The following is a 19,397-nucleotide window of genomic DNA, read 5'->3' on the forward strand; positions in this document are numbered from 1 at the left end:
TGTCTTGGTGGTCACTGTGTTGGTGTTTGCTTTGGACTGAGCCTGCGCCTTCTTCTTGTTCGAGGGCTGTGGCTTGCCAGCGTTGTAGGTGGACTGCGGTGGGTTGTAGGCTGCGTTGTCCGATAAAACTGGTGATGCTATCAAATTGTTCTGTCGCATCACTACGGTGGTAGCGAATGTTGCGTCGGTTAAGGGCTTGGTATTGGCTGTTGTCGTCAATCAGGCGGAGCTTTTGTGCTTCAATCGGGCTGTTGTTGCTCGGTACAATCGGTTGGGCTTCATCAATGAGCCAGTTAATGCCTTCACTGCGTAGTAAGCGAGTCAGAAAGTCGTAGTCGCTTTCGTTGCTTTGCATAATGAAAGGTCGGATGTCGTATTGTTGTTGCAGCCCACTGTGGTCTAGGCTGAGGCTAGAGGCAAAGAGTGGGCTTTTGTTTTGCCATTCTTCAAAGAGAATTTCCACCACTTCGACCACGGATTTGTTCATAAATACGCGGCTGTTGCGGCGTTTGTGCCACAGGCTGGTTGCATCGTTGAGCGTGAGTTTGTAGAGGGTCAGTGCCCCATCGCTTTGTCCTTGTGAGGCTTCGGTGATGATGCCTGTGGTTCTAAACAGGGTTCCTTGATCAGTGACTTGATCCACAGCGACTTGTGTGCCGATGAATTGTTTGAGTGGAATTAAGGCATTGGTCGAGAGACAGATGAGTTCTGCTTGCACGCCTTCGTTAAGGACATGGCTGCCATCGATGCGTTGTAGGAAGACTTGGCTATTCAGTTGTGAATGACTGAATTGGATGTGGAGGGCTCTGTTTTGGGCGGTTAGGCCGAGCTGTTCCAATGCCGAAAAGATGTTGGCAAGCATGGCTATTATCTGTCTTTTATAATTTAATAAGGCTAAAGAATTTCTTAATATTTAATCAAAAAAAATACGATTTACCTAGTCTTGGTTACATAAATGAACTTTAAAAAATGTAAAAAAATCGGCAATAAATTGCCGATTTTTATTTCTTATTAAGATGAGATTTATTCTGTTAGCATTAAATCTGCACTCATACCAACCGTATTGTAACCAGCATCTACATATAAAATTTCACCAGTAATACCATTTGCCCATGGTGAACATAAGAATAATGCCGCATTACCTACATCTTCAATCGTGACATTACGTTTTAAAGGTGCAACCTTTTCATTCAGATCAAGCATCTTACGGAAAGACTTGATACCTGAAGCCGCAAGCGTACGAATTGGACCAGCTGAAATCGCATTTACACGAATTCCTTCAGCACCCAAACTTGAAGCCAAGTAACGAACGCCAGCCTCTAAAGATGCTTTCGCCAATCCCATAACATTATAGTTTGGCATCACACGCTCTGAACCTTGGTAAGTGAGTGTGAGCAAACAGCCCTGACGAGCAGTTAAAAGTGGTTTTGCCGCACGAGCCATTGCAATAAAGCTATAGGCACTGATGTCATGCGCGATTTTAAAACCTTCACGATCAGTAACTTCAGTAAAATCACCATCTAAAGTATGTGCTGGTGCAAAACCAATTGAATGCACTACGCCATCCAAACCATCCCAATGTTTTGCTAATTCAGCAAATGCCTGTTCGATTTCAGCATCAACAGCAACATCACATGGAAAAACTAGTTTTGAACCAAACTGTTCAGCAAAGTCATCAACACGCTTCTTCATTTTTTCATTAGGATAGGTAAATGCCAATTCTGCACCTTCACGGTGTAAAGCTTCTGCAACACCGAATGCAATCGACAATTTACTCGCAACACCCGCGATTAAAAAACGTTTACCTGCTAATAGTCCTTGTGCCATGTGACTCTCACTCAAATTAATTTTCATGCATGATGCCAAGTCTAGAGGATTTACGAAATTGCATAATGCATCTTTTTTCAAAAAATTGTTAAACCGAATTAGACGCTAAAAAAAGATCAGACATCAGTCTGATCTTTTTAAACGCCTTAGCTGAACTACATTAGTCATTACTAGACAGTAGACCAATTAAACGCAAGAAAGAGAAATACATCCAAACTAAAGTGGCTAACAAGGCAATACCACATAACCATTCCATCGCTTTAGGCGCATATTGAGCTGCGGCATTTTCAATCAGGTCGAAATCTAAAATTAGATTTAATGATGCAATAATAGCCACAAAAGCTGCAAATCCTAAACCTAGCCAATTATTATCAAAGATATATGGAATGCTCGAACCAAAAGCTAGACTCATAATAAATTGGAGAACAAATACAATCGCAATCGCAATGGTGGCTGACAACACAACCGCTTTAAATTTCTCAGTCGCACGAATAATTTGAAACCGATAAAGCGCGAACATCACCAAAGTCGTGACAAATGTTGCGAGCAAGGCCTTTAAAGGAACACCAGGGTATTTTAGTTGAAATATGACTGAAATACCCCCTAAAAAAGCACCTTGAAATAAAGCATATGGAATAGCTAAAGTTCGAGCAGTATTCGGCTTAAAAGTAGTAATGAGTGCCAGAATGAATCCACCAATCGCCCCCACCATCGCACTAGCATAGGCGAGTGATACAGTTAAAGTCATAAAACTATAAATAAACAGCGCGATACCCATCGCTGCCGAAATCACAGTTAATACAACAGATTTCTGAATCGCACCTTGAATGGTCATGGGTTGTTGATAATTGGATACCGTCTCTACACGGGTTAAAATCGGATTACTACTTTGCATAACTTAGTCTCTGTTATCATTCTTAAATTTTCACTATTCTGAGATCTATCAGCATAAAAATCAGTTTATTTTTTGCTATCAACTTTTAAACATTTTAATTAATACTTTGTTCTTTCGATCATTTATAAAATCTATAAAAAAGAGGCCTTAGCCCCTTTTCTAAAATTTCAACAGAACTTTTTAATTATTTGAGATGAAAAAATATTGACGGTAATACTTCAATTCAGCAATTGAATCACGAATATCATCCATCGCAAGATGAGAAGCATTTTTCTTTAAACCACTCATAATTTCTGGGCGCCAGCGTTTTGCTAACTCTTTAACAGAAGACACATCCAAATTACGGTAATGGAAGAACTGCTCAAGCTCTGGCATTAAACGATGTAAGAAACGGCGATCTTGACAAATTGAGTTTCCACACATTGGAGATGATTTTGGATTGACCCATTTTTTTAAGAATTCAAGTGTTTGTTGCTCAGCATCTTGCGCAGTTAACTTACTACGGCGTACGCGTTCAATAAGTCCAGATTGCCCGTGCTGACGTGTATTCCATTCATCCATCGCATTTAAAATAATATCTGACTGATGTACAGCTAACACTGGGCCTTCAGCAAGAATATTTAAATGATCATCTGTAATAATCGTTGCAATTTCAATAATTTGATCATTGTCTGTATCTAACCCTGTCATTTCAAGGTCGATCCAAATTAAGCGGGTATCTGGGGTGCTGCTCATAAAGTGCAATCTTATTGGGCTAAATTAAAGATGGATAGTAGCAAATTATTCCGATCTTGGCTGTAAATCCATGGCTCATCATGCTATTTTTGCCATCTAAATTTCAAGGTTTTTTAGGTTGTGAATGGCTTTAATTCGTAAGCGTCGTTTGACAGAGCAACAACAACGTCGTATTCAGAAACAACATCAAACACGTCAAGAAGAAATCGACACGTCTCACGACTTGGAAGGCTTAGTCGTCCAACACTATGGTCGACAACTTGAAGTACAAGCCCTCTCCTTGCCTGATCAACACCCAATAAAACCAGATACCAAAGAAGGTGAGCCAGAACCTTTTTGGAAACCTATTGAGCTGAATAGCGTTTGGCGCTGTCATACCCGTACCAATTTAGAATTATTGGTTACAGGTGATCGCGTAAAATGGCAAGCAGATCCAAATACTGGCTTAGGTATTATCACAGCGATTCAACCGCGACAATCCTTGTTAACTCGCCCAGATCGTTATCACAAAGTAAAACCAGTAGCTGCAAATATCAGCCTGATCGTCATCGTCATTGCACCGTTACCAGAACCTGCACCAACCCTGATCGATCGCTATTTGGTTGCATGTGAAGATGCCAATATCCCTGCTTTATTAGTATTGAACAAATGTGATTTACTGAAAGAAAATGATCCCATTTTGTTGTTAGCAGAAGAATATCGTCAACTTGGTTATGACTTCATCCTGACCCAATCCAATGGTAATTTAGATGAGTTGATTCAACGTATTGACAACCAAACTGTTGCATTTGTAGGTCAATCAGGTGTTGGGAAAAGTACACTTATTAATGCCATCATTCCTGATGCTGATCAAAAAACCAATGTCATTTCAGAAAACTCCGCACTCGGTCAACATACTACGACCTCAACACGTTTAATTCGTTTTGGTGAAAATGGTGCTTTAATCGATTCCCCAGGTATTCGTGAATTTGGCTTATGGCATTTAGATCATGAGAAAATCGATGGTGGCTTTCCTGAAATTTCTGCGCTCTTAGGACATTGTCAGTATCGCAATTGCACCCATACGCACGAAAAGCAATGTGCGCTGAAAGAAGGTGTCAAAAATGGTGATATTTTACAAAGACGTTTAGAAAGTTATTTACGTCTAATTGATGAGATTACTGAGGCGCAACAAAAAAATTAGTTTTCTTTAAGCACGCCCTTGAAGCAGTGATTTTGATCACCATATATATACGTTATACTCAACGCAGTTTTTAATTAGTCATTAGGTGATTTGTGGAACGTTGGTTCGAATTTATGGGGAATCACCCCTTTTTATTTGCAATTTTAGGGGCCCTAATTGTTTTGTTTTTCGTTTTTGAAGGACAACGTAGTGGTCGTAAAATTTCGCCACAATCGCTCGGAATTTTAGTGAAAGCTAAAAATGCGATGCTGATTGATTTGCGCGATGCTAAAGATTTCCGTGAAGGTCATATTAGCGGTAGTCGTAATATTCCATATAGTCAAATTGCTGCAAATGTTGAAGAATTAAAAGCTGCGGACCGTCCATTGGTATTCATTTGTAATTTAGGCCAAGTTGCAGGCTCTGCTCTACAACAAGTCGGTCATACAGATAGTTATCGTTTAGACGGTGGTATCAGTAACTGGAAAGCTCAAGGCTTACCTTTAGTAAAAAGCAAAAAAGCTTAAGGAGTTTGTAAAATGACAGCTCAAGTGACTGTATATTCAACAACGATGTGTCCTTATTGCGTACGTGCAAAGCAACTCCTTGAACGTAAAGGCATTGAGTACAAAGAAATTAATTTATCAAAAGAAGCACCCGAGGTTCGTGTTGAGTTAATGCAAAAAACCAACCACCGCACAGTGCCACAAATTTTCATTAAAGATCAATTCATCGGTGGTTTCGACCAACTTTATGCTTTAGAGCGTGAAGGTAAACTAGACGAATTATTGGCATAATCACTAAATCTAAGGAATTAAGAATGAGTGAAGAACAACAAGTTCAACCACAATTAGCATTAGAACGTATTTATACAAAAGATATTTCTTTTGAAGTTCCTGGTGCTGCGGTTTTTACAAAAGAATGGCAACCTGAGTTAAACATCAATCTTTCTTCATCAGCTGAAAAAGTAGATCCAACTCATTTTGAAGTTTCTTTAAAAGTGGTTGTACAAGCTGCGAATGCAGGTGAAACTGCATTTATCGTAGACGTAACACAATCAGGTATTTTCTTGATTGATGGCGTTGAAGATGAACGTCTTCCGTACATTCTTGGTGCTTATTGCCCTAATATTTTGTTCCCATTCCTTCGTGAAGCGGTGAACGATCTTGTAACTAAAGGTAGCTTCCCTCAATTACTTCTTACACCGATTAACTTCGATGCTGAGTTTGAGGCAAACATGCAACGCGCTCAAGCTGCAGCTGCTGAAGGTCAGGCTTAATCGTCTGATTAACTTCCCCCTTATAAAAAAGACCGCATTTGCGGTCTTTTTTATATCCTACATTTAAACAGGTCGTTTTTCTTGATGTAATGCATCATGAATAGCTTCAACTAATTGCTGTGCAATTTCTTGCTTTGAAGCTTTTTCAAGATCACGTTTTTCCATTTCATATTGTTCAGCAAAAAACACGGTCATCGCATTTTCATCTGAAGCAAAACCAATATCCGCTCTTGAAACATCATTGCATGCGATCATATCTAGTTTCTTAGCCACCAATTTACCTGCGGCATATTCTTCAACATTACGCGTTTCAGCTGCAAAACCGACCATAAATGGACGTTTGTCTTGCAAAGCTATCGTCGCCACGATATCAGGATTTTTAACAAGAGAGACAGCTAACTCATCACCAGCTTTTTTGATTTTATGTTCCGCAACTTCTGCGACACGATAATCCGCTACGGCAGCTGTCGCAATAAATACATCACATCCTGTTTCCAACTGATTCATACTTAAGTGAAGCATCTGTCTCGCTGAAGATACATTTAAACGCTTCACCCCATTCGGTGTATCTAAACTGACAGGACCCGCGATCAGTGTCACCTCAGCACCTGCTGAATAGCATGCAGCAGCAATAGCAAACCCCATTTTTCCAGTGCTGTGGTTTGAAATATAACGCACTGGATCAATTGCCTCTCGAGTTGGACCTGCGGTAATCGTCACTTTTTTACCCGCCAGCAAGCCAAATTTTTCTGCAATTGCACGCTGCGCTTTATGGAAATATTCTCGTACCTGTTCAGCTAAATCTTCAGGCTCAGGCATACGTCCTAATCCAACATCGCCACACGCTTGAGAACCCGCCTCAGGCATAATGACATGCACACCATCCTCAACCAAAGTACTCAAATTGCGCTGTGTTGCTTTAGCCGCCCACATTTGTTGATTCATGGCAGGCGCGATCCAAACAGGCGCTTTTGTTGCCAAATAGAGTGTACTGAGTAAATCATCCGCTAATCCACAAGCAAATTTAGCAATACTGTCACAACTGGCAGGAGCGACAAGCACCAAATCCGCCCATCGTGCCAATTCGATATGCCCCATTCCAGCTTCAGCTTCTGTATCTAGAAGTTCAGTATGCACTGGATTACCCGACAATGCTTGAAAGGTAAGCGGCGTAATAAAAGCTTGGGCACCTTGAGTCATTACAACTCGGACATTAAATCCGTAATCTTTAAGTCGGCGTACTAAGATGGCACTTTTATAAGCAGCGATACCACCAGTAACAGCAAGAATAATATTTTTATTGGAGAACACACTAAGATCAAAACTCAAGATCACGTCACCTTTTTATTGCAGTGGCGCTCACAATAGCATTAAATATTCTGCCACCCAAGATATACCTTGGTGAATATTCAAAAGTTAAAATAATTTAAAACAGTGAATAATAATGAATAATTCGATCAAACAATGGCCCGAACAAGAACGACCGCGAGAAAGATTACTCCGCCAAGGTGCACATAGCCTCTCTGATGCAGAACTCCTCGCCATCTTTTTAAGATCAGGATCTCAACAACATTCTGCAGTCGAATTAGCAAGATTGATGCTGCAACATTTTGGAAGCTTAAATGCAGTGTTTGATGCATCGATAGACGAAATTCGCATGTTCCATGGCATGGGAGATACTAAATACTCTCAATTGATGGCTGTCAAAGAGCTTGGACGGCGTTACTTGCAACATCAATTGAACCAACAAATTGATTTAAGTCGCTCTGATTTAATTCAAGATTATCTTCGCTATGAACTTATTGGCGAATCTCAAGAGATTTTCGCGGTACTCTGTTTAGATGCAAGGCTCAGAAAAATTAATTTTAAAAAATTATTCTTTGGTTCTACTAACCACTGTGCAGTTTCAATTAATCAGTTTATTCGACATATCATCCACACTCAGGCGAGTGCTGTGATTATTGCACATAACCATCCTTTAGGAATTCCTCAGCCCTCAATTGACGATATCAATTTGACGAAATCTTTAAGTAGAGCTTGTAATTTAATTGAGGTTAAATTACTCGATCATGTCATCATTTCCACCGAAGGCAGCTACTCTTTTATGGAGCACCAACTGATCCGAGAATAAGTCTATAAATTACAGAATAAAATTGCTCGAAGTTTCCATTTTTTATCATTGACAATACTCGCTGAACTAGTGAAGATCATAGAAAAATGAAAGATTGATTTACATGATTGTTCGTGATCAAACCGATACGCTAAAACTATTATTTTCATGGCGTGGAACCATCTTACCGAAGGTATTACCTCCACTTGGAATCGTTATGCTGATTTCAGCAATCGTGGGGGGAATTGAATATATAAATCTCTATAGATTCCCCGAAATTCCTTTGGTTGGGTTTACACTGATCGGGGTGGTATTGTCGATTTTTTTAGGTTTCAAAAATTCGGCGTGTTATGACCGTTGGTGGGAAGCGCGTAAATTATGGGGAAGCTTAATCGCCAATGCTCGACATTTCGATCGAGACTGCCGGATCTTGCCGCAAGGTCGTCGTGAACGTGTAATTCAGCATATGATTGTTTTTGCTAACGTACTGCGTGACCGTCTTCGTCATCAAACAGTGAGTCCCGATGCTTTGCATCAAACCAGTGGCATGAGCCCACAAGCTTTAACTCAACTTTACCAGCAAGCCAATGCACCACAATACACATTAAGTTTGATTCAATGGGAGTTGATGCAGTCACTGAAAGAAGGCGAAATTTCAGACATTATTTATACACAAATGAACCAACATGTAACTGAATTAAGTTTGGTTCAAACAGGCTGTGATCGTATTGCTACAACTCCTTTACCTTATGCTTATTCAGTACTCTTAAACCGTACCGTTTATTTTTTCTGTTTTATGCTTCCATTTAGTTTAGGCTCGGTGCTCGGTTTGGCGACGCCACTTTTAGTCGGTATTTTAGCATATACGTTTTTGGGGCTTGATGCGCTCAGCTCTGAAATAGAAGAGCCTTTTGGTACACAAAGTAATGATCTTCCACTCGATGCCATGGTTCGTACAATCGAGATTGAACTACTCGGGACTTTAGGAAAACCAACTCCTCCACCAATCCAGGCTCAGGATCACAACTTACTTTGATTCATGACAACAGAATGTCTTATCGACGCCTGAAATTCTCTTATCCATTGTTATAAGAGAGTTTCTATACAATAAAACTTTCCCAGATGCCAACCTGCCCCTCTTTCACTTGAGGGATATTCCCCAATTTTATCCATGGCATATTATCTCCATGGAAATCACTTCCAACAGATACTTTAAGCCCAAATTCGGCAATCATTCGGTCTACCATTTGTCGCGTCGAAGTAGGCTCAATCGCAGGAGGCAACTCAACTGCATCGCCTCCGTAACGTGCAAATATTTCAATTAAATAACGAATGTTCGTCGCAGATAAATCATAACGGGTAGGATGTGCCAAAACAGCAAATCCTTGAGCCTTATGAATTACATGTATCGTTTCCTCCAGACCAAGTCCTTCAAACTGAACATAAGCTTTTTTACCTTCTTTGATATATTTGTCAAAAGCTTGTTGCGGACGTGAAACATGACCCTTCTCGACCAGCGTCTTCGCAATATGGGTTCGTGTCACACGATCAGGTATACCCTCGACCTTTGCAACCACATCCGCGTAAATATCCTCTCCAATAAGAGGCTTCAACAATTCACAGATGAGTTGAGCACGTTCAGCTCGAATTATCTTTTGTTGTTCTAGCAGCTTATGCAAAGGATCAGGTGATTGCATATTCAGCGCGACTACATGCACACCATAACTTTTTTTGGTCGAAGGTCTAGACCACTGACTTGAAATTTCCACACCTGAAATAATTTGAATTGGTTGATTTTTTGCAACTTTTTCAGCCAAAACCAAACCATCCATGCTATCGTGGTCAGTCAGTGCAAGGGTATGTATCCCTTTTTCGAGCGCAGCTTGAACCAGTAACTCTGGCGACAAAGTTCCATCAGAAATATTACTATGTGTGTGTAAATCTACGCCTTGCATCTTTTATACTAACCCATCCACCTGAACTGCATAGATACTTTAACATGAAAGCACTTTTAGACTTTGTGCCACTCATAATTTTCTTTTGGCTTTACAAAACTGTCGATCCTAAAGATAACAATCACCCTTTACTGCAATGGATCGGCTCTGCAGGTGGCGTCGATAATAACCATATTCTCGTTGCTACAACGGGCTTAATCATTTCTATGCTCGTGGTCTACGGCGCATTATTTGTCCGCCAAAAATTTCACCTTGATAAACAACAATGGATTGTTTTATTTATGACGGTGATTTTTGGTGGGATTACTCTCATGTTGAGTGATGATTTTTATATTCGTCTCAAAGCAGCGATCTTGAATTTTGTATTTGCTGGTGCTTTCTTAATTTCACCTTATTTTGGTAAAGACCGCAAACCTCTCATTCAACGCTTATTTGGTCCTATTTTAAATTTAACACCGCAGGGATGGAAAAATTTAAACTATGCTTGGGCCGCGATGTTTGTTGGTATGGCATCATTGCATATTTTCTTTGCTTTCGTGTTCATGGATGGAAAATATTGGGGTGAATTTACTGCTTTTGGTGACATGATTGTGATGTTTTCATTTATCATTATTCAATTCATCATTTTACGAAAACACTTTAAATCTGCAGAAGAATAATCGTGTTGAAAGAAGATAAAGAGATTTCGCCATGCCCTTATTTGTAGTGACGTGTACCGACCAAGAAGGTACTGTTGAAAAACGCTTAGCAACACGCCCACAACACCTTGCACGCCTAGAAAAACTGGCTGATGAAGGTCGTGTAATCGTCGCTGGCGCGATGCCAAAAGATCGTAATAACCCACAAGCTGGATTTTATGGCAGCACCCTTATTTTAGATTTTGAAAGCCGTGAAGCGCTAGATGAATGGTTAGCAGATGAGCCTTTTTTAAAAGAAGGCATTTATGCCAGCATTGACGTAAAACCTTTTAATAAAGCATTACCACATGAATAAGATGATGAATTTGACACGCTCTGCTCTTTTCATCAGTTTTGCATTGGTATCTTCAGCTTGGGCTGAACCCGCAGCAACCACTGCTACACCAGCGAATCCAGCTGCACAGTCTCAGCCAGCAACAGCTACGCCTGCAAAGCCACTTACAGCTGAACAAATTGCACGAAATAAAGCGCTTCAAGAAGCAAAAGTAAAGGCTTTAGTCAAAGACCAAGCAACACGTCTCCAACAGCTTGAAAAAGCAAACCTAGAAGCTTTAGCACAGAACCAAGAATTACAACTAAAAAATGATAATTTAGGTGTACAAATTCAGGTGCTTCAAAGTGAACGTAGTGCTCAAATGTTTTTGTACGGTGCAGCAACAATGGCTGTCGGTATTTTTGTCGGCTTTATTATTGCCAGTTACATCTATACAAAACGACGTCGTCAGTGGTAAACCACTGACATGCTTTTCAAAGGTTTCAAATTTTGACTCAGGCCATTCAAACTGCTGATCTCGATTGGCAACTCGTTGATGGAATCGATATTCCAGTTTCTAAAATTTTCGGTGATGTTTATTTTTCAAAAGCCAATGGCCTTCTTGAAACGCGTCATGTCTTTATCAATGGTAATGATCTACATGAACGCCTATCGGACTTAAAACCATTTGAACATTTCACAGTCGGAGAAACTGGCTTCGGCACGGGTTTAAATATCCTCACCCTGTGGCAACTTTGGCAATCAATTCGTCCAAATAATCATAGTCAACTGCATGTCATTACGGTGGAAAAATTTCCACTGAGCAAGGCTGATCTGATCCGAGCCTTAAATGCTTGGCCTGAACTTAAACATTTATCAGATCAACTCATTGCCCAATATCCACTGCCAATTGCAGGATGCCACCGCCTTCATTTTCCAGATGAGCGTTTTAGTATTGATATTTGGTTAGGTGATGCACATGATGTTTTTCCAGTCATTGCCAAAACTAGCACTGTCAATGCATGGTTTTTAGATGGATTCGCTCCTGCCTGCAATCCTGATATGTGGGAAGAACAAATTCTGAATCAAATTATTCGACTATCGGATATTGGAACCACTTTTGCCTCTTTCAGTGTTGCTGGCATCCTCAAAAGAGGATTAAAAAAACACGGCGTGAAAATTACACGCCCAAAAGGGTTCGGACACAAACGTGAAATGTTAAAGGGAATTTTACTGCCTTTAGACGAAGAGACAGAAAAAAATGAGCTCACTCCCGAAGATTACAAATACGAACCACACTCAAGCTCTCAACGCCGTATAGGCATTGTAGGCGCTGGAATTGCGGGTTTAAGTTGTGCCTATGCCTTTGCATTAAGGGGGCACCGCGTCAGCCTATTTGACCGCCATGAGCCATTAAGTGGCGCGTCAGGAAATCCTCTGGCTTTATTGAATCCCAAGCTCTGTCCAATTGAACAAAGTGCCGATCATTTAATGACATTAGCATGGCAACATGCAATGAACCATTATTCAAAATTTGAAGCCTTTGACGCCGCGCAAGTCCATCAAATCCCTCTTAAACACGCTGATGAACTTCTCGATCTTGCAAATCAATATCCAGAAAACATACTCGAAGCAAATTCTGCTGCTGAAAACAGCCTGTTCAACCAAGCATTCCTCACCTTGAAACAGGCTGGAACAATCAGACCACATGATTTGGCTAAAGAAATATTATCGAATGAACTGATCGAATTTCAGCAAGCGACAATCAAATCGTGGGACCGACTTGCCAATCATCAAATCGGTATAACAGATCATGTTGGACAACAATATCAATTTGACCATGTGATTATTTGTTGTGCCCGTGAAAGTATGAATCTCTTTGATGATTTTCCGATTTTAAAACCGATACGTGGCCAAGTTAGCTGGTTTAATCATGTTTCATCTGCACAGTTTAAGAAACATGAAGCATATAGCTATGGTGGTTACTGTATGCCTTTAAATGATCATCAAATCATTTTAGGTGCTTCTTTTTACCCTAATCGAGATGATCAAGATGTTCTTGATGAAGATCATGAACATAACTACAGGTTACTTGCAGATCTCGCACCAGATATTGCTGCACAATTTCCTGACCATCATTCTTGGCATGGTAGAGCTTCTGTTCGTGCACAAAGTCAGGATTATTTTCCGCTTTTAGGTCAGGTTGAATCTGATACTGAGATTTATACACTCTCAGGTTTGGGATCTAAAGGCTTTTTATTTGCTCCTTTGTGTGCTGAAATTCTGGTGGCTCAAATCTTAAAAACAGCATGCCCTGTATCTGAAACTTTACTCAATAAACTCAATGTTCATCGATTTAGAAAGAAAGTAAGAATAAAGAAGCCATATTTTCAGGATAAAACTCAATCATCATGATTTATTGAAACTAAAAAAGCGCCATAAGGCGCTTTTTTTCAACCATGATTAACCTTGTTCTAAAGGTAATCCTGCCTCACGAGCAGCACGAGTACCACCCATCAAGACCACATATTCACGTGAACTATCAAAGCCTTCTAATAGTTCTGCAGCACGTGGTGCTTTACTTCCGCCGCCACATAAAATGTAAATCGGTTGATCCGCTGCAACTTGAGTCAGGCTATCTGCTGAAAGTGTGGAAATCGGTTGGTTCACCGCTCCTTTCACATGTGCTTCAGCATAAGCACTTGTATCACGTACATCCCAGATAATCGCGTCAGCTGGGAACTCAAATGTTGTAATTTCTTGTTTACGGATCATTGCGCACTCCTTTGATGTAAACAACACTTGGCAAATGAAGAAAACATCCCTAGCATCTCAGATATTCTTTCTATTTGTAAAGGTCTAAACTATGCCATCTTTCGATATTGTTTCAGAATTAGAGATTTTTGAAGTAAATCATGCAGTTCAAAACACACAAAAGGAAATCGGAACGCGTTTCGACTTCCGTGGTCAAGACGTTTCGATCGAATTAAACGAAAAAAATAAAGAAATTAAGATCTCGACTGAAAGTGACTTCCAATGTGAGCAAGTTTACAACATGCTGGAAAATCACTTTTATAAACGTAAAGTCGACGTTCAAGCACTAGATCCGCAAAAAATGACAGCATCTGGCAAAAATGTCATTCAAGTGATTAAACTTAAAGACGGTCTTGACTCTGATACAGCAAAAAAAATTAATAAAGCCATTAAAGAAAGTGGTATCAAAGTGCAATCTTCTATTCAGGGCGATAAAATCCGAGTCACTGACAAGAAGCGCGATACATTACAACAAGTTATGGCGTTCTTAAAAGAACAACAATTCGGTATCCCACTTCAATTTAACAACTTCAAAGACTAATCTCTTTGCTCCATCATAGGAACTGATCATGGCAAAAGGCAATCGTTTATCTAAGTTAATAAAAGCGACATCTAAGTTTCCACAAGGTATCCGTAGTACTTTGTGGAGCAAAGCTTTTGGCCGTGTCGTTCCAATGGTGGGAACCGCCAAATTACGTTATCTTGAAGTTAGTCATGCTAAAGTTGTCGTTAAAATCGAAAACCATAAAGCAATGCAAAACCATATTGGTCAAGTGCATGCATGCGCAATGGCGCTGATCGCTGAAACAGCTACAGGCTTTGTTACCGGCATGAATGTACCCGATACCTCAATCGTATTAATAAAAAGCTTAAAAGTAGATTTCAAACGCCCATCTAAAGGTGCGATGACCGCAGTCGCTACATTGACTGATGATCAACAAAAACAGATGCAAGAGTCTGAAAAAGGTGAGACCCTTGTCAAAGTGATCGTGACAGATGAATCTGGCGAAGAGCCAATTCAATGTGAAATGCTCTGGGCTTGGATTGCAAAATCTCAACTTAAGCAATAAAGCTCATGATCATATTGATCCTAAAAAAGTTTCCCTAATAAAAAATCCCAACGATGTTGGGATTTTTTATGATTAGATGCTTAGAGATTCTTGAAACTTTTGTTTAACATCATCTGGAATCTGGCGTTTTGCCCCTTTTACATCCACCGCAACAAAAGTGAAAACTCCTTCCGTAACTCTTTTCGCTGGACGTGAAGAGTCGTGACTATCCCATACTTCAATTTGCATTTGAATTGAGGTATTTCCGAGCTTTAAAATTTTAGTATAACAACTAATGACATCACCCACCTTAACAGGCACAAGGAATGTCATTTGATTAATTGCAATGGTTGCACAGCGACCTTTTGTATAACGCTCTGCATGAATAGCTCCAGCCAAATCCATTTGTGAAACTATCCAACCACCAAAAACATCCCCACTCCAGTTGGTATCTGCAGGCATAGCAATGGTTTGAAGGGATAATGAACCTTCTGGCTTAAGTTGAGAATCTGACACAGTCACTCCAAATATTGGCCTATTGGTTAAGCATTTAATTGCTGATCTAACCAATCTTGTAATTGATTTGCACGTAATGCACCACTTATTCTAGCAATTTCATTCGTTTTATTCATCAATACCAACGTTGGAATACTACGAACATTAAAGGCAGCACTTAAGCGGGGATTCGCTTCAGTATCTATCTTCGCAAAAACCACATGCGGATTTGATTTGGCTACTTCAGCAAAATGCGGTGCCATCATCTTACAAGGCCCGCACCATTCTGCCCAAAGATCAATCAAAACTGGTAAATCACTGTTGGTAATAAAGTTACTAAAGTTTTGCTCATTCAGCTCAATAGGGGCAAGCGGAATCAAATGCTCATGACATTGACCACAATTCGGCTGAGATTGGATTTTATCTTCAGGTACACGATTTTTTGCGCCACAAGATGGACAAACAACAATCATGAGTTTACTCCTCTATTTTGATCTAAGAATTCTAATTGAAGCTTGATTGCGCTTTCCATCCAATTTACTTGATAAATATCAAAATGTGTCATATTCCACTCATGGTATTCCACATAAGGTGCCATATTGGTTGCAGTTTCACGACTAATTTCTATGGGAATAACTGCATCTTTCTTGGCAGCAATAAATAACACAGGAATTTTAATACTTCTTGCCGTAGTAATCGGTCGAAATCGTATGACGTCCAACATAGCTCTTGCAGGCACCTCACCGCTCCAATAATAGTTTGAATCAACGATCGACATATACCCTTGATAACTATCCTGACTCGGGTAAAAACTTAATGCATAAGGATGAACGACAGGCATTGTTTTTCCAACACGTCCAACTTTGGCTGCCATTAAATCCTGACTCGATAACTTTAAAGCCTGCGCCATATGTTGAATTGGATAAATTTTACTGCTGGCATTTCCGTCCACAAAGGGTACTTGCGCTATTGCAGCCCGAATCCCATTTAACTCAGATGCGAGTTTTAGAACATATCCGCCACTCAGACCCGTTCCCCATAAGAAAAGCTGGTGCCCATCAACCAAAGGGAATAATTTGATATGCGCAATCACAGCATACCAATCTTCTAGCTGCTGACGGACAGAGATCATTTCTCGTGGTTTACCCGTACTACCTCCCCAACAACGATAGTCAAAGAGTACAACCGCAAAACCTGATTGAGCAAAACGTTGCGCATATTGGATTAGTTTGAAATGACGTAATCCTGCAAAACCATGCGCCATAATAAGCACAGGAGGTCTTTTAACTTTGACAGGCAAATAAAGGTCAGCAGCGATCAACTCATTTGCTTTTTGTACGTACAGCGGCTCTACGGTGTAATCGTACATAGGTGCTCCATGCATGTATTCATACGATTTTTATTTTAAATTTTTTGTGTCGATCAAAGCTCATATCTGAGCGAGATGCTATGATAGTAGCATAGTCTTTTAATTTATTTTGGGAGTGACGCAATGAGTGAAAATGTAGGTTTTGCTGGTCAAATTGGGCCAGAACATTTAGTTCAAGTTGTTGAAAAAGGATTTAAATCTGTGATTAATAATCGCCCCGATATGGAAGGCGGACCAGAACAGCCAACAAGTGCCCAAATTGAAGAAGCTGCACGCGCTCAAGGCTTAGATTATGTATATCAACCTGTAGTTGCAGGTCAAATTACTGAGCTTGATGTTCGTACTTTTGCAAATCATTTCAATGAGCTACCAAAACCAGTATTAATGTTCTGTCGTACGGGAAATCGCTCTAACAATCTTTACCAATTAGCAAAACAAATGGATTTGCTTGATGACTAAGATGTGGTTTAGATTCATCCTTTCCACCTTCATTTTTAGTATCGTAACGCTAAGTCATTCAGCATCAGAACCGCTCAGTAAAGCACTTAATCCATCTGTGAGTGTATCGGGTCATATGACGGCTACAAAATTCAATGCCTTAATGCAGCAGGGATTTAAGTCTGTGATCGTTAACCGTCCTGATCAAGAATCAGGTAACGAAACAACTGCAAGTGAATTAAGAGCTTTAGCCGAAAAGTCTAAAATCAGTTTGATTTACCAACCTGTTATTTCAGGTCAAATAACAGATGCAGATGTTCATGAGTTTGCGAAGTATTACAATAGTCTACCTAAACCTATACTTTTAGTATGTAAGTCAGGTAGTCGTTCTACGTTACTATTTAATAAAGCAAATTCATTAGGACTTATTCATGAATAAAATTTGTATTGCATTATGTTGTTCGTTTCTTTTACTCGGTTGCACATCGATGAATGTAAAACCAACTGTTGGTGTGCATGCAGGTACATCATTATAAGATAAATGTATCTTATTCATTTTAAAGGCGCACAAGCGCCTTTTTCTTTCATCTTATTTCAATAACAACCATGAAAATACTTAGTTTTAAATGATACAAATTTTCAATAATGTGGATATCACCAAAAGTTAAAGGTTTAAGTGTAATAAATTGAAAAAAAAACTTCTTCATCGAAGATTTTTTTATATAGTGAATTCAAATCATTCTTAGTCAATACAATATGTACGATATCATTATTATTGGAGCTGGTACTGCTGGTATTTCAGCTTATAAAGAAGCCATTAAAACTACACAAAATATACTTATTGTGAACGACGGTCCGTGGGATACCACTTGTGCTCGAGTAGGTTGTATGCCGAGTAAAGTTCTAATTTCATCAGCTAATCTTGCCTATAATGCGAGAACTTCAGAACAACTTGGGCTAAAAATTTCTTCTCAAATTGACACTACAGATGTTATGCAACATGTACAGCAATTACGTGATCGTTTTACAAAAGCAACACTGAAGGACGTTAATTCATGGCCTACAGCGCACAAAATTTCAGGTCGTGCGACATTTGTAAATGCAAACACAATCAATGTTAATAATAAGAAATACCAAGCTAAATCGTTCGTTATCGCTGTTGGTTCAAGACCAACAGTAAATCAAGATTGGCAACAAAAACTTGGTCATTTATATTTAACTTCTGATCAAGTCTTTGAAATACCTACTTTACCAAAAAGTTTAGCTGTAATTGGAAGCGGTGTCATTGCAATCGAACTTGCACAAGCTATGCAGCGACTAGGTGTAGAAACTACAGTTTTTGCTCGCAGTAAAAAAATTGGTTCATTGACTAGCCCAGACTTACAAACGCTTGCTCAAGAAATATTCTCAAAAGAATTAAGTATCAAATATGAAATTTTACCCGAGCAGGTTGAGAAATTAGGCGAAGATAAGGTTCAAATTAACTTTATCGAAAATGGTAGCAATAAAGCTATAGAAGTTGATTACCTATTATCTGCGACTGGTCGTACTACGAATTTAGATACGTTAAATATACAGCATATAAATGATGAATTCATTGATCTAAAGAAATTACCTGTTGATCCAACCACTAAACAGCTTGGTGACTACCCCATTTACATTGTAGGTGATGCATTTACTGCAACGCCTATCCAGCATGAAGCATCTTATGAAGGTAAATTGGCGGTTCATAATTGCCTCAATCAACATCAATCGAGTCAGAAAAAAAGTCTTACGCCATTAGGTATTATGTTTAGTTCGCCAGAAATGGCAGGGATCGGCTCCAATTATCAAACACTGCGTAAAGCCAATCATGAGTTCATTACAGGTATCGTATCCTACGAAAAGCAAGGACGAGCGATTGTCAATGGAGAAAATATTGGGGCTGTAGAGGTTTACGTCGATCGATACTCACGTAAACTTCTCGGAGCAGAATTTCTTTGTTATTCAGCAGAACATTTAGCACATTTGCTTGCATGGGCCATCTCCAGTGATCTTACTATTGATGAAATTCTAGATCACCCTTTCTACCATCCAACGCTAGAGGAAGGCCTAAGAACTGCATTAAAACATGCACGACGACAACTTTAATCTATTGTTTGATGCAAGGCCCTCTAATGAGGGCTTTTATTTTACATTCTAATTTTACTTCATAAAAAAACACCCCCTTCGAATGAAGGGGGTGTTTAGAATAATGAGCTGGCGATGACTTACTCTCACATGGGTAACCCCACACTACCATCAGCGCTAAGAGGTTTCACTTCTGAGTTCGGGAAGGG

General features: G+C 39.7%; 25 protein-coding genes. 15 read left to right on the top strand and 10 right to left on the bottom strand.

Annotated elements, in window-relative coordinates; genetic code table 11:
- The 4 genes from FTV17_RS14355 to orn form a co-directional block, all read right to left on the bottom strand.
- Positions 1–862, bottom strand: an 862-nt coding sequence (locus FTV17_RS14355) for a phage late control D family protein (RefSeq protein WP_180000507.1), incomplete at its 3' end; no start/stop codon positions are given.
- Positions 863–1,023: 161 nt separating this feature from the next.
- Positions 1,024–1,827 (bottom strand): enoyl-ACP reductase, encoded by an 804-nt coding sequence (locus FTV17_RS14360; protein WP_092768909.1) that lies wholly within the window; start codon positions 1,825–1,827, stop codon positions 1,024–1,026.
- 160 nt (positions 1,828–1,987) lie between these two features.
- Complete coding sequence (locus FTV17_RS14365) at positions 1,988–2,722, bottom strand: Bax inhibitor-1/YccA family protein (RefSeq protein WP_180000509.1); 735 nt, start codon at positions 2,720–2,722, stop codon at positions 1,988–1,990.
- Positions 2,723–2,902: 180 nt separating this feature from the next.
- Entirely contained in the window at positions 2,903–3,457 is a 555-nt protein-coding gene (gene orn / locus FTV17_RS14370; protein WP_035270788.1) for an oligoribonuclease, read from the bottom strand.
- Positions 3,458–3,581: 124 nt separating this feature from the next.
- Here orn and rsgA point away from each other — a divergent pair, with 124 nt between their 5' ends.
- The 4 genes from rsgA to secB all read left to right on the top strand — a co-directional run bounded on the left by rsgA (position 3,582) and on the right by secB (position 5,898).
- Complete coding sequence (gene rsgA / locus FTV17_RS14375) at positions 3,582–4,640, top strand: ribosome small subunit-dependent GTPase A (protein WP_180000511.1); 1,059 nt, start codon at positions 3,582–3,584, stop codon at positions 4,638–4,640.
- A gap of 92 nt (positions 4,641–4,732) precedes the next feature.
- Entirely contained in the window at positions 4,733–5,146 is a 414-nt protein-coding gene (locus tag FTV17_RS14380; RefSeq protein ID WP_035270792.1) for a rhodanese-like domain-containing protein, read from the top strand.
- A 12-nt stretch (positions 5,147–5,158) separates the two neighbouring features.
- On the top strand, positions 5,159–5,416 hold the full coding sequence (gene grxC / locus FTV17_RS14385) for a glutaredoxin 3 (protein WP_035270794.1): 258 nt from the start codon (positions 5,159–5,161) through the stop codon (positions 5,414–5,416).
- A 23-nt stretch (positions 5,417–5,439) separates the two neighbouring features.
- A complete protein-coding gene (gene secB / locus FTV17_RS14390) occupies positions 5,440–5,898 on the top strand; it encodes a protein-export chaperone SecB (protein WP_035270796.1) in 459 nt (152 codons plus the stop codon).
- 63 nt (positions 5,899–5,961) lie between these two features.
- Here the strand turns inward: secB and coaBC are convergent, their stop codons facing one another.
- A complete protein-coding gene (coaBC, locus tag FTV17_RS14395) occupies positions 5,962–7,227 on the bottom strand; it encodes a bifunctional phosphopantothenoylcysteine decarboxylase/phosphopantothenate--cysteine ligase CoaBC (RefSeq protein WP_180000513.1) in 1,266 nt (421 codons plus the stop codon).
- Positions 7,228–7,342: 115 nt separating this feature from the next.
- Here coaBC and radC point away from each other — a divergent pair, with 115 nt between their 5' ends.
- A complete protein-coding gene (gene radC, locus FTV17_RS14400) occupies positions 7,343–8,029 on the top strand; it encodes a DNA repair protein RadC (RefSeq protein WP_035269684.1) in 687 nt (228 codons plus the stop codon).
- Positions 8,030–8,132: 103 nt separating this feature from the next.
- Positions 8,133–9,044 carry a bestrophin family protein gene (locus FTV17_RS14405; protein ID WP_035269686.1) on the top strand — a complete coding sequence of 304 codons (912 nt, stop codon included), beginning with the start codon at positions 8,133–8,135 and terminating at the stop codon, positions 9,042–9,044.
- A gap of 64 nt (positions 9,045–9,108) precedes the next feature.
- Here FTV17_RS14405 and FTV17_RS14410 read toward each other — a convergent pair whose 3' ends face one another.
- Positions 9,109–9,963 carry a PHP domain-containing protein gene (locus tag FTV17_RS14410; RefSeq protein ID WP_180000515.1) on the bottom strand — a complete coding sequence of 285 codons (855 nt, stop codon included), beginning with the start codon at positions 9,961–9,963 and terminating at the stop codon, positions 9,109–9,111.
- A gap of 44 nt (positions 9,964–10,007) precedes the next feature.
- On the opposite strand from FTV17_RS14410, the gene FTV17_RS14415 reads away from it, so the two are divergent.
- Genes FTV17_RS14415 through mnmC form a run of 4 tightly spaced genes read left to right on the top strand, consistent with a single transcriptional unit; the run spans position 10,008 to position 13,329 of the window.
- Positions 10,008–10,622, top strand: coding sequence for an inner membrane-spanning protein YciB (locus tag FTV17_RS14415; RefSeq protein ID WP_035269690.1), 615 nt, complete (start codon positions 10,008–10,010; stop codon positions 10,620–10,622).
- 31 nt (positions 10,623–10,653) lie between these two features.
- Entirely contained in the window at positions 10,654–10,956 is a 303-nt protein-coding gene (locus tag FTV17_RS14420) for a YciI family protein (RefSeq protein ID WP_180000517.1), read from the top strand.
- A gap of 1 nt (position 10,957) precedes the next feature.
- Positions 10,958–11,392 carry a hypothetical protein gene (locus FTV17_RS14425; RefSeq protein WP_180000535.1) on the top strand — a complete coding sequence of 145 codons (435 nt, stop codon included), beginning with the start codon at positions 10,958–10,960 and terminating at the stop codon, positions 11,390–11,392.
- 32 nt (positions 11,393–11,424) lie between these two features.
- Complete coding sequence (mnmC, locus tag FTV17_RS14430) at positions 11,425–13,329, top strand: FAD-dependent 5-carboxymethylaminomethyl-2-thiouridine(34) oxidoreductase MnmC (protein WP_180000519.1); 1,905 nt, start codon at positions 11,425–11,427, stop codon at positions 13,327–13,329.
- Positions 13,330–13,377: 48 nt separating this feature from the next.
- On the opposite strand, the gene FTV17_RS14435 is transcribed toward mnmC, so the two are convergent.
- On the bottom strand, positions 13,378–13,689 hold the full coding sequence (locus FTV17_RS14435) for a rhodanese-like domain-containing protein (RefSeq protein ID WP_180000521.1): 312 nt from the start codon (positions 13,687–13,689) through the stop codon (positions 13,378–13,380).
- A gap of 91 nt (positions 13,690–13,780) precedes the next feature.
- On the opposite strand from FTV17_RS14435, the gene FTV17_RS14440 reads away from it, so the two are divergent.
- Both FTV17_RS14440 and FTV17_RS14445 read left to right on the top strand, forming a co-directional pair.
- The gene (locus tag FTV17_RS14440; RefSeq protein WP_035269703.1) at positions 13,781–14,269 is read left to right on the top strand and encodes a YajQ family cyclic di-GMP-binding protein; all 489 of its coding nucleotides are present in this window, start codon (positions 13,781–13,783) and stop codon (positions 14,267–14,269) included.
- Between the two features lie 28 nt (positions 14,270–14,297).
- Positions 14,298–14,798, top strand: coding sequence for a DUF4442 domain-containing protein (locus tag FTV17_RS14445; protein ID WP_180000523.1), 501 nt, complete (start codon positions 14,298–14,300; stop codon positions 14,796–14,798).
- A 72-nt stretch (positions 14,799–14,870) separates the two neighbouring features.
- Here FTV17_RS14445 and FTV17_RS14450 read toward each other — a convergent pair whose 3' ends face one another.
- From FTV17_RS14450 to FTV17_RS14460, 3 genes are all read right to left on the bottom strand, one after another.
- Positions 14,871–15,239 carry an acyl-CoA thioesterase gene (locus FTV17_RS14450; RefSeq protein WP_218945426.1) on the bottom strand — a complete coding sequence of 123 codons (369 nt, stop codon included), beginning with the start codon at positions 15,237–15,239 and terminating at the stop codon, positions 14,871–14,873.
- 80 nt (positions 15,240–15,319) lie between these two features.
- Entirely contained in the window at positions 15,320–15,745 is a 426-nt protein-coding gene (gene trxC / locus FTV17_RS14455; protein ID WP_180000527.1) for a thioredoxin TrxC, read from the bottom strand.
- Complete coding sequence (locus FTV17_RS14460) at positions 15,742–16,641, bottom strand: alpha/beta hydrolase (protein ID WP_180000529.1); 900 nt, start codon at positions 16,639–16,641, stop codon at positions 15,742–15,744. The genes trxC and FTV17_RS14460 overlap by 4 nt, the downstream gene beginning before the upstream one ends.
- Positions 16,642–16,764: 123 nt before the next feature.
- Between FTV17_RS14460 and FTV17_RS14465 the strand changes: the two genes are divergently transcribed.
- From FTV17_RS14465 to FTV17_RS14475, 3 genes are all read left to right on the top strand, one after another.
- Positions 16,765–17,100, top strand: coding sequence for a TIGR01244 family sulfur transferase (locus tag FTV17_RS14465; RefSeq protein ID WP_035269714.1), 336 nt, complete (start codon positions 16,765–16,767; stop codon positions 17,098–17,100).
- Positions 17,093–17,518, top strand: a complete 426-nt coding sequence (locus tag FTV17_RS14470) for a beta-lactamase hydrolase domain-containing protein (RefSeq protein ID WP_180000531.1) — start codon at positions 17,093–17,095, stop codon at positions 17,516–17,518. Before FTV17_RS14465 ends, FTV17_RS14470 begins: the two co-directional genes overlap by 8 nt.
- Positions 17,519–17,835: 317 nt before the next feature.
- Positions 17,836–19,209, top strand: coding sequence for a dihydrolipoyl dehydrogenase (locus FTV17_RS14475; RefSeq protein ID WP_180000533.1), 1,374 nt, complete (start codon positions 17,836–17,838; stop codon positions 19,207–19,209).
- Positions 19,210–19,397 lie beyond the last annotated feature (188 nt).

Origin of the sequence: Acinetobacter sp. YH12239 (genome assembly GCF_013417635.1) — a bacterium.
In the GTDB taxonomy this organism is placed as follows: Bacteria; Pseudomonadota; Gammaproteobacteria; order Pseudomonadales; family Moraxellaceae; genus Acinetobacter.